Annotated in this window: 8 protein-coding genes and 1 pseudogene; 2 read left to right on the top strand and 7 right to left on the bottom strand. The window is 45.5% G+C overall.

Annotated elements, in window-relative coordinates:
* Positions 1-25 precede the first annotated feature (25 nt).
* The 4 genes from GJQ68_RS21480 to rnhA all read right to left on the bottom strand — a co-directional run bounded on the left by GJQ68_RS21480 (position 26) and on the right by rnhA (position 4,898).
* Positions 26-1,036, bottom strand: coding sequence for a glycosyltransferase family 4 protein (locus GJQ68_RS21480; protein WP_162419323.1), 1,011 nt, complete (start codon positions 1,034-1,036; stop codon positions 26-28).
* A gap of 333 nt (positions 1,037-1,369) precedes the next feature.
* Positions 1,370-3,652: a glycosyltransferase family 4 protein gene (locus GJQ68_RS21475; RefSeq protein ID WP_162419322.1), complete on the bottom strand. Its 2,283-nt coding sequence runs from the start codon at positions 3,650-3,652 to the stop codon at positions 1,370-1,372.
* A 59-nt stretch (positions 3,653-3,711) separates the two neighbouring features.
* Positions 3,712-4,395, bottom strand: coding sequence for a tRNA1(Val) (adenine(37)-N6)-methyltransferase (locus GJQ68_RS21470; protein ID WP_235941836.1), 684 nt, complete (start codon positions 4,393-4,395; stop codon positions 3,712-3,714).
* 35 nt (positions 4,396-4,430) lie between these two features.
* Positions 4,431-4,898, bottom strand: coding sequence for a ribonuclease HI (rnhA, locus tag GJQ68_RS21465; RefSeq protein ID WP_162342576.1), 468 nt, complete (start codon positions 4,896-4,898; stop codon positions 4,431-4,433).
* Positions 4,899-5,186: 288 nt separating this feature from the next.
* On the opposite strand from rnhA, the gene GJQ68_RS21460 reads away from it, so the two are divergent.
* Positions 5,187-6,236, top strand: coding sequence for an amidohydrolase family protein (locus tag GJQ68_RS21460; RefSeq protein WP_235941838.1), 1,050 nt, complete (start codon positions 5,187-5,189; stop codon positions 6,234-6,236).
* 195 nt (positions 6,237-6,431) lie between these two features.
* The gene (locus tag GJQ68_RS21455; RefSeq protein ID WP_162419319.1) at positions 6,432-7,997 is read left to right on the top strand and encodes a leucine-rich repeat domain-containing protein; all 1,566 of its coding nucleotides are present in this window, start codon (positions 6,432-6,434) and stop codon (positions 7,995-7,997) included.
* Positions 7,998-8,096: 99 nt separating this feature from the next.
* Here the strand turns inward: GJQ68_RS21455 and GJQ68_RS23755 are convergent.
* The 3 genes and pseudogenes from GJQ68_RS23755 to gltB all read right to left on the bottom strand — a co-directional run.
* Positions 8,097-8,303: pseudogene (locus tag GJQ68_RS23755) on the bottom strand (transposase); the annotation flags it as partial.
* Between the two features lie 375 nt (positions 8,304-8,678).
* A complete protein-coding gene (locus GJQ68_RS21450) occupies positions 8,679-10,154 on the bottom strand; it encodes a glutamate synthase subunit beta (protein WP_162419318.1) in 1,476 nt (491 codons plus the stop codon).
* A 1-nt stretch (position 10,155) separates the two neighbouring features.
* The gene (gene gltB, locus GJQ68_RS21445) at positions 10,156-14,649 is read right to left on the bottom strand and encodes a glutamate synthase large subunit (RefSeq protein ID WP_162419317.1); all 4,494 of its coding nucleotides are present in this window, start codon (positions 14,647-14,649) and stop codon (positions 10,156-10,158) included.
* Positions 14,650-14,710: the final 61 nt, after the last annotated feature.

The following is a 14,710-nucleotide window of genomic DNA, read 5'->3' as shown; positions in this document are numbered from 1 at the left end:
TATTTTCATTCGTTCTCGTAATGCGCTACCCATTCAAAATTTGGTGATAAACCTGAAGGTAACTTTCGGTCATCTTTTCCCTGCTGAATTTAGAAAGTGCCGCTTTTCTACAGCTTTTTCTATCTATGGATGCAATATTGCCCACTGCAGTAACCGCTTCTTCGATGGTATTGACCAAAAACCCGGTTTTCCCATCTTCTATCAATTCCGACATGGAGCCTAAATTAAATGCAATGACAGGGGTACCGCACATCATCGATTCTGCCACACTCAAACCGAAAGGTTCCTCAAAACTAATCGGATGAAGTAAGGCATAGGCTTCGCCCATTAATTGGTCCCTTTCCTTTGGACCGGAATTACCAACATAGACAATATCATCGTCATTAAGGAAGGGTTTTACCTTCTCGTTAAAGTAGTCCTGATCCTGAACCAACCCGGAAATGATCAACTTTCTACCCGATTGCTTGGCAATCTGTATGGATTCGTAGGTACCCTTCTCGGGGTGAATTCTGCCAAAAAACAACAAATAATCGCTTGCATTTTTCTGGAATGTAAATTCATCCGGATGAATGCCATTGTAGACCGTTGCGATGTAGTCAAGATCGGGATGGCGGTCGGAGTTGCTGATAGAAACATAATAATTGTCCGGATTGTATTTTCTATAGACCGGAAGAATCCTGGTGGAAGAAAACCCATGGATGGTGGTAAGCATGGGCGTTTTTATCAGACGGGAGTAGGTGAGCGGAAGAAAGTCAAAGTGATTATGTATTACATCAAAATTGCCTGCTTGCTCCATCAAATTACTAATATGAAGGCTTTCCCAAACTTTCGGGTCAATAGCTGGATTTTCCGCATAGCCCTTATCGGTAACATGCGCCAATTTCGCGTTGGTTATGGAAGTTCCGGTGGCAAATAAAGTGACATCAATACTTTTTTCTACCAACCCTTCCACGAGATTAGAAGCCACCTGTTCCCAAGGCCCGTATTTTTCGGGTGGGGTTCTCCATGCAATGGGGGATAAAACCGCTACTTTCATATTTTCGAATTAAAGCTACTATTTAAAAAGTGGTTTTTTAAAGGGTTTCCCAGCAGTTGAAGGCCATCAGCACCTTCAAAACGTAGAAAAGTAAACAGGGCACTTGTTTCTCCAAAATCCCACTGGCAGTTGATACTACACCCTGTGGATTAGGATAAGCAACCCATAAATACCCGGGCAACAACTATCTGAAACAAAATTCTCTCTCAACACCAACCTACCTGCGTTTTCTTCCAGTTAGATAACAATAAAAAATGATACGATCCCTTTATCATTCGCAAAGCCCCGGCAAGGTACGCCTTACTTTTAGAAAGGATAGAATAACGGAGATTATTATTTAACTACTTTCCGCAAGGACTCCGGTGCAAAATCCTTTTCTTCAAATTCCTCAAAGGCCTGCAAAACAATCAAATAAGAAATTAAATAGGCTAGCGAGCTTTCTGCACCCTGATTCCGATTAACGCCATAGCTTTCAAAGCCATCGCAACAGCCTTTCGTCTCAAAATCGAACAAACTCATTCGCAGGTCATTCTCACCCAAAAACCACATAAAACAAGAAAACAACTTTGTCAGGTATTCTTTATCTTTGGTAAGGTGAAACGCTTGTTGGTACATTAAAATCATGGCAAGTGCATCGATCGGTTGCTGTGCAAATAGAGAACGTTCCCCTTCTTTTTCGTACCAATTTTCATTGCCAATGATTGATAAATAGCCATCCTTAAGCGTGACATCCGTAAGAAAGTTCATGCTTTCCAACGCTACTTCGGTAATTCGATCTTCATTAAGTATTTCTGCTGCATGCAAAAGGGCGAGCGGCAACATGCCATTGTCATAGGCCAGCAAGGCCTCAAACCACTTCCAATCCTCAGAGCTGTTGGCCTCATAATGCCTGACCAGCTTCCAGGCAAGGTTTCTTAAACGCTCAGACATGGAATCATCGCCAGGATTGGCTTTTAGGTAGTAACTTATTCCCAACATGGTGTTGGCGATGGCTCTAATAGATTGAAGTTTTTCGAAATTAGGGGCCGCATCAAAGAAAACAAGCTTTCCGGTTTGGTAGTAAGCATCATTGGGCGCATTGCCTAAAAGGTACCCCAGTGCCCAGATGGTCCTTCCAAAGGAATCTTCCGAACCTACTTCATCCAGGAATTGCCGGCTGAAACTGAGGAAATTACGGAAAGTGCCGTCTTCATTTTGCATGTAATGAATGTAACTCAGGTAAATAGGTGCCAAGGCTAACGCTTGTTTATCCTTTGTCTGTTTATAGTCCATTAGTACCATCAGCAAGGCCCTGGCATTATCATCCAGGCAATACCCTTCTTTCAGATTCGGGATGCCAAACTTGGCGTGCTGGATAATTCCCGTATCATCCGTAAGCCTCTTGATATGATCCAGGGAAAAGGGAGGCAGCAAAAGGGGGTCTATTAAGGTATCCTCGGGGGATAAAACGTGCGGACTTGCAGCGGATACTTCTTTGGCAAGCGCGACGTATTTATCTCCGGATTTTGACCAGGTGATGGTTTTTCCATAATCCCGCGCCTTTTTCCGAATCTCTTTCAGTGCTTTGGGATCATCCAGCAGTTCCATCAGAATGCCAGAAAGTTGCTCCGAATCATTAAAGTTAAACAACCGGCCCCTTCCTTCGTCCAATAGCTCAGTGGCATGCCAATAGGGCGTAGAAATAACGGCCGAACCTACCCCTACGGCATAGGAAAGGGTGCCGCTCGTAATCTGGGCCTCATTTAAGTATGGAGTAATGTATAAATCTGAGGCTGACAGGTATTTGAATAACTCATTTTGAGCAATGAACTCATTCAGAAAAATCACATGGTCTCTCAGATTCAGGTTTTTAACTAATAAATGAAGGTAGTTACGGTATTCTTCGCCTGAGTGATGGAGCACATTTGGATGGGTCTTTCCAAGTACCATGTAGACCACTTCGGGATGCTTCTCGATGACTTTAGGCAGTGCTTTTATGACGGTTTCAATCCCCTTATTCCGACTGATGATCCCAAAAGTGAGTAAAAACTTCTTTTTTTCGAGCTTTAATTCCTTTTTAGATCGTTTTTGATCAAATTGAATTTCCGGCACTCCGTGTTCAATAAGTGCTATTTTATCCTTGTCTACTTCATAAATGGTGGTAAGGAATTCGACGGCCTTATGACTCATCACCACCACTTTATAAGCCATTTTGCAAATTTGTTCTAATACGGCCTTTTCATTATACGAGGGTTTCTCCAGAATGGTGTGGAGGGTAACGATAAGGGGTATCTCAAGACGGTGCAGCATGGGAAGGATGTACATCCCATTTTGCCCACCAAAAATCCCGAATTCATGTTCCAATATACAAACATCTGCGCCGCTAAGATTGATGAACTTGACTGCTTTCAGATAGTCGCGTTGGTGTTCCTGCCGGATAATTGCTTTTACTTCCTCCGGATAGTTGTAATCAAGATCGTGGTCGCTCATAGCTACCACAAATCCTTCAACCGATTGGTGCTCCCTACTTTCTTCCGAATAACCAGGTTTGCTTACCATCGATTGGTAAAGATTCTGAGTAAAAATACCAATGCCGCACTCGCGGGGGGGATAGGTGCCGATATATACAATTTTCATAGCTTTAGACACTGCAAATATTAGGCCCCCTTGCCGATGAAGGAAATACCAAACACCTTTTAGTGATGGAGCAAAAAATCTGTTACCAATTCATGGTAGGCCTGGCTATACCGATCTGGATTTTCTTTTAGGGTGATTTCAGCATCCAATTCAGCGGTTTTTGGGTCCATTCCGTACGAACAAATTTCCCGGTGGGGATTATGGTGTGGTTGATCCCGAATCAGATAGCGGTGCTGAAGGTATAACCTCGAGTGTTGCGCATTTTCCTTAAACAGACCCATTTCTCTAGGCGGCAGAATCAGCCAAAATAGCCCATTCTTTCGCAATAACTGCTCCACCCCCTTCAACAGGTCTTTTTGCGAAAGTTGTTCATTGTGCAAAGCGACATTTCTACCTGGGTCTACCGACTTGAGGTGATTCGAAAAATAGGGGGGATTACTTACGATCAAGTCGTATTTTTGGTCGGTATTTTGAGAAAAATGCTGAAAAGAATCGTTAAAGATTGCCACCCTATGCTTCCAGGGGCTTTCCTGGATGTTTTCTGAGGCCTGGGAAAAAGCCTCTGGCTCTAATTCTACCCCATGTACCCGGGCAATAGGATACCGCTGTGCCAGCATCAATCCGATAACCCCGGTACCCATCCCGATATCCAGAATCATTTCTGGATGGCTTTGACGGGACAGGGCACCTAGCAGAACCGCATCGGTACTCAGCTTCATGGCACAGCGGTCCTGCCGGATCATAAATTGTTTAAATTTGAAATAATGATTCCCCATCTTTAAAATAGGCCCTGCTTTCCGTCGGCTTCGTATCCCTCATCGGTTTTCAGGGCAGCACCGGAAGCTGCTTCCACGGCCAATTGGTCACACCGCTCGTTTTCCAAATTGCCATCATGGCCCTTTACCCATTGGAAGCGAGGTTTGAACCGGGTATGGAGGGGGATGTATTTTTTCCAAAGATCCGGATTTTTCTTGTCTTTAAATCCCTTTTTTTGCCAACCCCATATCCAGCCCTTTTGGACTGCATCCACCACATATTTGCTGTCGGAATAGATCGTGACGGGCATCCCCGCTACCTTCAGCGCCTCCAACCCTTTGATGACCGCCATCAGTTCCATGCGGTTATTGGTAGTCCGGCGAAAACCCTCTGAAAGCTCTTTCCGCAGGTCTTTGTAAAGGAGTACCACTCCATATCCCCCGGGACCCGGGTTGCCCCTGGAGGAGCCGTCGGTATAAATTTTAATCATAGCTGGTCTTCAAGTCAAAAAACAAAAATACATTAAATATCAATAGGGCTGAAATTTTCCACGGTTTGAGGCAAAACAGCTCCTTCCTCCCCTCAGCAGATGGCAAAAGCAGGAATTTTCTAAAAAGCAGGTATTCAGATGCGGGAAGATTGGGTTTTCTGTAGTAAATTCAAAGCTGATACAAAACGACCACCTATGCCTGCAAACGCTTTTTACTCCTTCAAACAATTATTCCCGGGATTATTGCTTGCCTTTTGTTTCTATTTTCACCCGGCAACACCTCAGGAAATGGGTTTTGAAGAATACAATCCTACCTCTACCCTGGTCGTACCTGAAAACCCGGTGATGCGGGCCAAATTTCCCTTTGTGGATATCCATAGCCACCAATGGAATGTAACTCAGGAATTGATCCACCGCCTGGTAAGGGAAATGGATGAACTGAATATGGCCACCATGGTCAACCTTAGTGGGAAGGGCTTTGCTCGAAGCAGGAATGATATCGATGCGCAGGCCTACCTGAATTCCATGATTCGCCGCTTTAATGGGGTAGCACCTGGTCGTTTTATCGTATTTACCAATTTAGGCTTTGATGGGTTTGGCGGGGAAAATTGGGTAAAAAATGCCGTGGCAGAGCTTGAAACGGATGTGAAAAATGGTGCCAATGGATTGAAAATTTACAAAAGCCTGGGGCTTTCAGTGAACGACATAAACGGCAATCGGGTACCAATCGATCATCCCGACCTGGACCCGATTTGGGCCAAATGTGGGGAATTGGGAATTCCTGTTCTGATCCATGCGGCGGACCCTGCGCCCTTTTGGGAGCCGATGGATGCCAATAATGAGCGCTGGCTGGAGCTGAAAATCAATCCCAACCGGAAAAGGGGAGCGGATAATCCGGCTCCTTTCGAACAAATCATCGCCGAGCAACATCACATTTTCCGCAAGCATCCCGAAACCACCTTTATCAATGCCCACATGGGCTGGATGGCCAATGACCTGGCCAAAGCGGGAAAGCACCTGGAGGAATATCCCAATGTAAATTTTGGTATTGGGGCAGTCATTGCCGAATTTGGACGGCAGCCCAGAATGGCCCGTGAATTTTTTATCCGCTATCAGGACCGGATTCTGTTTGGAAAAGATGCCTACAACAAGGAAGAATTTTACACCTATTTCCGGGTTTTGGAGACCGCAGATGAATACTTCCCCTATTACAAGAAATACCACGCCTTCTGGCGCATGTACGGGCTGGACCTTCCGGACGAGGTGCTGAAAAAAGTGTATTACAAAAATGCCCTGCGCATCATTCCCAATATGGATGCCAGTTTGTTTCCGGAATAATTAATTGGGTTGGCAACCCTTATTCAATACCCTAAAATCGGCTTTTACTAGCGGTTTGCATCCGATGGATTTGAAAAGAATTTTTTAATTGTTTTGGAAAAATAAATCGATTGATCGTATATTTCGAGACAATACTTCTTTAGGCTGTTTTTATCAACTTATAATAATCGTTTTTTACGCTTTCTTTTTTTTACCATGAAAAATTTCCCTTTTTCCTCCTTTCTGGCTGGGGTAGTGATTGTTGTTTTTGGAGCTTCGTGTACGTCTGATCCTACGCCAGAAAGTAAGCCCTCCGCAGAAGTTTCATTTTCCATTGAGCTAAACGAACCCATTCCATCTTCGGCTAATGGCCGAATTTCTTCTGAACGACTTCAGGAGGTGGTGTCGGTTTGGGTGGCCATTGAAGATGAAAAGGGCATGCTTGAAGGTTTCCCAAAAAAATTTGACGATTTCATTCTTGATGGAAATACGATACGATTCGAACTTTTTAACCTTCCGATAGGGCGCTACCAGCTCACCAGGTTATGGCTTGAAGATGCCAAAGGGGAGGCGATTTATGCGATTCCCATGGAAGGATCTCCCTTGGCGACAGCGGTAGAAAACCCCCTTCCTATGCCATTCGATGCAACATCTCATTTCATTACCACGGTTGAAGCAGCATCCCTTTCCACCAGAGGCCATCGTCCGGAAAATTTTGGCTTGGCGGTAGAAGAAGTTATGTTTAGAGAGGAACCTCCTTGTGATGGGGGGACAATTGTGGGAGATATAGACCTTTCAAATCAGGAACACATAGACAATTTTGGAGCGTTTTGTTACACCAAAATTAAAGGTCGAATAAGAATCATGTTCAGTAGTACACCGCTCGACCTCACTCCCCTTCAGTCTCTTCAGGAAATTGATGAATTGGACATTTGGATGAATCCTTTTTTGGAAAATCTAAATGGTCTGGAGAATATTACCTCGTTGGGTTGGCTAAGTATCAATGGCAATAATAGTTTGACTTCTCTGGATGGGTTGAGAAACTTACAGGAGATAAAAACCACTTTTTATCTTACTAATAATCCACAATTAACTAACCTTAATGGTCTTGCAAACCTAAAAACCGTCGAGAAATTCTTCCGTATCCATAAAAATCCGGGCCTAACCAATCTGAAGGGCTTGAATAATCTCCGCCATTGTCCATCTATCCAGATAACGTCCAATGAAAATTTGCAATCTGTAAGCGAATTGAGCGAGCTGACGAATCTTGGGACTGTCAGAATTTCCAGCAACCCCAGGTTAACTTCCTTTAAAGAAGTCTTTACTCACATAAATGAGATCGAGTCCCTAAGCCTTTCTTATTTGGAGATAACCAGTTGGGATAATGTGCTACCGGAAGGGTTAAAAATTACTGGGAGCCTTTCCCTGGACAACATCAGTGGCCTTAAAAATATGACCGGTTTACCCATAGAAAAAATAATTTCAGGAGGCTTAATTATTAGAAGAAGTCCCGATATTCTGAGCCTGGAAGGGTTAGAAAACCTGGAGTCAGTGGGTGGTATGGTATCTATAACCTTAAACCCCAACCTTCAAACCTTAAGCGGATTAGAAAATTTATCCGCCGTGGGAGGCACCTTCACCGTTCAAAACAATGAGAAATTAGCGGATTTTTGTGCCTTAAACGATCTTTTTTCTTCGAACCCTTCCTACCAGCCAGGTATTTCAGGAAATGCGTATAATCCGGGAATAAATGATTTTAATGGTGAGAACTGTAGCGAATAAATCTTGATGTTTGATAAATTTCCACAGGGTGCTTGTGTTGTTACCTTGTGGAATAAAAGTGTCTGGAATACGCTACCTGGCACACCTGGCTGCCGTCATGCAAGTTGTTTTCAACTCCCCGTTCTCCGTCTCGATGACCTTCCTTTTCCTTAGCAAGATCTTATCTATTCATTGCATCAATCTATTCTTCATATTGTTTCTGATATTGGTAATCAGATGAAGGCCGTCCATGAACAATTATTCCGCCAACCCCTTGGATATATACCCTTTATCAGCATAACGTTTCCCTTTCAATTTGATTACAAATTGTTGAAGGCCTTTAGGCTTCGGATGCGAATAAGAGCTGGTTTCTAGGGAAGAGATATTGGAACCTGATTATAATGTGATTGGACTAAAGGGAAAAAATTTCTAAAGATGTCAATTTAGACGGTTGATGATTCTCTCAGTAAAGGCAGGCCTGAAGGGCCTGAACAATAATAACCGTGGGTGCAGCCCACGGCTTGCTGACCACCAAGTACTTCCAACCCCAGGTGGGGTTGAACCTGAATGGCATGCCACGCAAGAATAAAACTTCTGGAGATTGGGTCATACGATCGATTTTTTCATTTTTGGGTTAACCTAAAAAAAGGCAGCTTTTTCAAACTGCCTTATGTACTCCTTCATAAAATCAACTAATCAATTTCAGGCTTCCGCCTCACTTTGCTCATAGGAATAGAAGGACTGATCCCTTCTGGCCAGCGAAGATTTACCTCCACTAAGGAATTTGTCTACTTCTACAGCACACTCTCTTCCTTCTGCGATGGCCCATACGACCAGGGATTGTCCCCGCCGCATGTCTCCCGCGAGAAACACCTTGGGAACAGAGCTTTGGTAATTTTTGGATTTGGGGAGCCCGTTTTCCAATAGCTCCACATCAAAAGCCTCCAAAAGACCAGATTTGGGACCAAGGTATCCAATCGCCAACAAAGCCAAATCACATGGCAAGGTTTTTTCGGTGCCCTCAATCTCAAAAAACTGCATCCTCCCGTTTTCCTCCTTCCACTCTATTTCTACAATCGACAGCCCGGTGACATTGCCTTCAGAATCCTTGGTAAATTCTTTGGTAAGCACCGACCAAACCCGCTCTGCACCCTCTTCGTGGGAGCTAGATGTCCTCATCGTCATGGGCCATTCCGGCCAGGGATTGAGCGTAGTCCTCGCCTGAGGCGGTTTGGGAAGTAATTCCAACTGGGTGACAGAAGCTGCGCCATGCCGGTTAGAGGTACCGATACAATCGCTTCCGGTATCCCCTCCACCGATCACGATGACATGCTTATCCTTCGCACTGATCGGATTTTCATCTAATTCCCCTGCAATTACCTGATTTTGTCTTCCCAGGAATTCCATGGCAAAGTGAACCCCTTTGGCATCCCTGTTATTAATTTTCAGATCCCTGGGGTGTTGGGCACCTGTGGACAAAACCACCGCATCGTAATTTTGCAGAATATTGTCCGCTTTGATGTTAAAGCCTACCTCCGTATCCTTACTAAATATGACTCCCTCTTCGTTCATCACATTTACCCTTCGGTCAATCACCCATTTCTCTAGCTTAAAATCGGGAATGCCGTACCGCAGCAAGCCCCCTACTTCCTTGTCTTTTTCAAAAAGGGTCACCTCGTGCCCTGCCTGGTTCAACTGGTCAGCCGCTGCAAGGCCTGCCGGACCGGAACCAATAACAGCTACTTTTTTACCTGTTCGGTGAGTCGGAATCTTTGGCTTGACCAAATCAAGTTCAAAGGCTTTTTCGGCAATACTCTTTTCGATCAATTCAATCGCTACCGGGTCTTTGTTGATGCCTAAGACACAGCTTGCTTCGCAGGGAGCCGGGCAAATCCTTCCGGTGAACTCGGGGAAATTATTGGTGCCCCGCAATATCTTGTAAGCCAATTCCCATTCTTTTCGGTAAACGGCTTCGTTGAAGTCGGGAATGACATTTCCCAGGGGGCAGCCGTTGTGACAAAAGGGTATCCCACAGTCCATACAACGGGCCGCCTGCTGGTTTAGCACTTTGGGATCTAACGGCTTGTATATTTCCTTGTAATCGTTTTTCCTATCTTCAGGCGACCGTGAGCGCTCCAGCTCTCTTTTATATTTTAAGAATCCTTCCTTATCCGCCATATTATACTAAAGTTTTTGATTTTTCCAACGCTCTTTTTCTCAATACTTCCTTGTAGTCTCTTGGAATAACTTTTATAAAACGCTCTTTGTTTTCTTCCCAGTTTTCCAGAATAGCACTTCCAATATTGCTGGACGTATACTCCAGGTGATCCTGAATGGAATTTTTAATGGTAGCAAAATCGTCTTCGTTCAAAGGATCAATGTCCACCATTTCTTTGTTGATGTTGCTCACATTTTCTTTGAATATATAGGCAATTCCACCACTCATACCGGCGGCAAAATTTCTACCGATTTCCCCCAGGATAACGGCCAGACCACCTGTCATGTATTCGCATCCATGATCTCCAATACCTTCAACCACCGCTTCTACACCAGAGTTCCTGACACAGAAGCGCTCTCCGGCCTTCCCTTTGATAAAGGACTTCCCGGAAGTGGCTCCATAGAAGGCCACGTTACCGATGATGATATTGTCTTCGGCGACAAAATTGGCGTTTCGGTTCGGGTATACAATCAGCTTTCCACCCGATAGTCCTTTTCCAAAATAATCATTGCCTTCACCTTCCAGTTCGAAGGTAATGCCTTTTGCCAGAAAGCCACCGAAGGTTTGACCGGCAGAGCCTTTGAATTTAAAATGAATGGTATTATCCGGCAATCCGGGACTTCCGAAAAACTTGGATACCTCATTTGAAAGCATGGCCCCAACGGTTCTATCCACGTTTTTGATTTCGAAACTTCCTCTTACAGGGTTTGCCTGCTCCAACGCCGGGGTAGCTACTTCTATTAGCTTTCTGTCCAGTACCTTTTTCAGCCTGAAATCCTGATCAATTTGTTTGTAAACGCCCACGTGATCCGGCACTTCCACTTTATGGAAAATCGGACTCAGGTCCAGTTTATCCCACTTCCAATGGTTCATTTGCCCATTGGCAGCTTTCAACACATCACTCTGTCCCACCATTTCATTCACGGTACGGAAACCTAGCGAAGCCATGATTTCCCGTAAATCTTCGGCAAGGAACCGGAAGAAGTTAACCACATGATCCGGATCTCCTGTAAAAAGCTTTCTGAGTTCGGGATTTTGGGTGGCAATACCTACCGGGCAGGTGTTGAGGTGGCATTTTCTCATCATAATGCATCCCTCCACTACCAGGGCACCCGTAGAAATCCCCCATTCTTCCGCTCCAAGCAGGGCGGCAATGGCCAGATCCCTTCCTGTACGTAACTGTCCATCCGTTTGAAGAGTCACCCTACTGCGGAGATTGTTTTTTACCAGCGTTTGATGCGCTTCCGAAAGGCCCAACTCCCATGGTAATCCTGCATGCCGGATCGAACTCAGGGGAGATGCGCCCGTGCCACCATCAGCTCCGGAGATCAGAATTACATCCGACTGTGCTTTGGCAACTCCTGCCGCTACCGTACCAACGCCAGCCTGTGAAACAAGCTTCACGTTGATCCTCGCTTTACGGTTGGCATTTTTAAGATCGTATATTAGCTGCGCCAAATCCTCGATGGAGTAAATATCGTGATGAGGCGGAGGCGATATCAAACCCACCCCAGGGGTGGAATGCCGAACCTTGCCAATCCAGTCATCTACTTTATGGCCCGGAAGCTGTCCTCCTTCGCCGGGCTTGGCACCCTGGGCCATTTTGATCTGCAGCTCATCCGCATTGGAAAGGTAATTACTCGTGACACCGAATCGGCCGGAGGCTACCTGCTTGATCGCAGACCGCTCCCAATCGCCATTGGGCTTCTTCTCAAATCGGATTTCGTCTTCTCCCCCTTCTCCACTATTACTTTTGGCACCCATACGGTTCATCGCAATGGCCAGGGTAGAGTGGGCCTCATGTGAAATGGACCCGAAGGACATGGCCCCTGTAGCAAAGCGCTTCAGGATGTTTTCCACCGGTTCGACTTCATCAAGGGGAATGGAAATCCGTTTTTTAAATTCAAGGAGACCACGCAACGTCAGGGCATCCTTGGTTTGATCATTTATTTTCTGTGCGAATTTTTTGTACAACTGATAATCTCCCAGACGAGTAGATTTTTGCAGCAGGTGGATCGTTTCGGGATTAAACAAATGCTTTTCTCCCCTTCGTTTCCATTGGTAAATACCTCCTGCTTCCAACAAGGGGCTTTCCGTTTCATAGGCGGCGTGGTGCCGTACCAGGACCTCGTCTGCCAATTCATCGAAAGAAACACCACTGATCCTGCTGACCGTACCTTTGAAACACCTTTCGATGACCTCGGGCCCAAGCCCTATGGCTTCGAAAATCTGAGCACTCTGGTAGGATTGCAGGGTACTGATACCCATTTTGGACAACACCTTCAGCAAGCCTTTTCCAATGGCTTCCTTGTAATTCTCAAAGAGTTTCTTCTGCGGGATCTTTTTGGAAAGCATCTCATTCTCGTTGAGGTAGAGCAGCGTTTCCAAGGCCAGATAGGGATTTATGGCGCTGGCACCATACCCTATCACGGTGGCAAAGTGGTGGGTTTCACGGATATCTCCTGCCTCCACGACTATTCCGGCTTTGGTCCGTATTTTTTGGTTGACCAAATGGTGATGAACCGCTCCTACCGCCAGAAGAGACGGGATGGGCGCGGTTTCCTGCTTACAATCCCTGTCAGAAATAATTAATATATTTTTACCCGCAGCAATGGCATCTTCTGCTTCCTGACACAGGCGATTCAATGCTTCCAGCAATCGCCCTGGCTTGTGGTCGGCCGTGAAATGTGCCTGTAAGGTAGCGGCGCGATAGCCCCTTTCCTCCAGGCTTCTGAGTTTCTCAAGGTCTTCGTTAAGCAAGACAGGCTGGGAAATATGAATCTGCCGGGTATGCTGCGGACTCTCCTCCAGAATATTATGGCTTTCACCGATCCTGGTGAAAAGCGACATCACCAATCGTTCCCGGATAGGATCGATGGGCGGATTACTCACCTGTGCAAATAATTGCTTGAAATAATTAGCTATATGCTGGCTTTGCTTCGAAAGTACGGCCAATGGTGTATCAGCACCCATAGAGCCGATAGGTTCATAGGCCGTGTCTGCCATAGGTGCTAACAAGACTTTCAAATCCTCCTGGCTATATCCGAAGATGGTTTGTCTTTTTCGGATATTTTCGGTGGTATAGGGCAGGGAAAGTGCTTTCGGGGAAGGGATCAAGCGGAGCTTAAGCCGTTCCTTTCGTATCCAGGCATCGTAGGGTTTCTTATTGCAAACTTCCGCTTTTACCTCCTCATCGAAGGCCACTTTGCCTTTGGCAAGGTCCGCCAATAGCATCCTGCCCGGGCTGATCCGCCCTTTTTCCACAATGGTAGCATCGCGAATCGGCAGGGCCCCCGCTTCAGAGGAAAGAATCAGGCGATCATCGGAAGTAACAAAGTACCTCAACGGACGCAATCCATTCCGGTCCAGGGTGGCGCCCAGAGATTTACCATCGGTAAAGAGCAGTGCTGCCGGACCATCCCAGGGCTCTACCAGGGAAGCATGGAATTTGTAAAAGGCTTTCTTCTTCTTGTCCATGGTCTTATTGTCCTGCCAGGCTTCTGGCACCAGCATCATCATGACGTGCGGAAGACTTCGTCCACTGAGTGCCAATAGTTCTACCATGGCATCCAGATTGGCAGAATCGGAATGCTTGGAATTGGTGATGGGCATCAGCATCTGAAGTTCTTCGTCCGTGAACAGTGCTGTTTTCATCAGCGTCTCCTTGGACCTCATTTTGTTCAGGTTTCCCCGAATGGTATTGATTTCTCCGTTATGGGAGAGAAAACGAAAAGGTTGCGCCAACCTCCAGTTAGGAAAGGTATTGGTAGAGAACCTGGAATGTACCAGGGCAATGGCAGAAGTAAGCCGGTTGTTTTGCAGGTCTTTGTAAAACGTAAGCACCTGGTCGGTTCTCAATTGTCCCTTATAGATTACCGTCTGCCCACTAAAGCTGGCAAAGTAGAAAGCATCATTGACACCGGGAATGCTAGCATTAATGTCACGGGTGGCGAAATTCCGTAGCACGTACAATTTCCTTTCCAGATCAATACCGGAAAGGCCGTCCTTATGCCGAACGAATACCTGCTCAATATTCGGCATCACTTCCAATGCTCCAGACCCTGGAACCGTTTCATCTGTGGGTACCGACCGGTATCCCAACAGCTCAAAGCCCAATTCCTGAATGATTTTATTAAGTTGTGCTTTACTTTTCTTATATAACTGTTTATTTCTGGGGAAAAAAACCATGCCTACGCCATAGCTTCCCTCTTCCGGCAATTCAAATCCAAGCCGTCGGGTAACTTCCTTCAGAAACGTGTGGGGCAATTGGATCAGGATTCCGGCACCATCTCCGGTTTTGGGATCGCTCCCCCTTCCTCCCCTATGCTCCATATTGCTAAGCATCAGCAACGCATCACTTATCGTTTCATGGCTTTTTTGGCCTTTCACATTTACAACAGCCCCTATTCCGCAGGCATCATGCTCAAATTGTGAACGATATAATCCTTGATTCATTCTGTTATATTTATTAGTAACTGGTATTGAATTCAGTTTGAAAAATTCACAATAAATTTTT

This window comes from Cyclobacterium roseum (assembly GCF_010119225.1).
Classification (GTDB): domain Bacteria; phylum Bacteroidota; class Bacteroidia; order Cytophagales; family Cyclobacteriaceae; genus Cyclobacterium; species Cyclobacterium roseum.
Note: the sequence above shows the minus strand (reverse complement) of the source record. Positions and strands in the feature narration are given on the sequence as shown.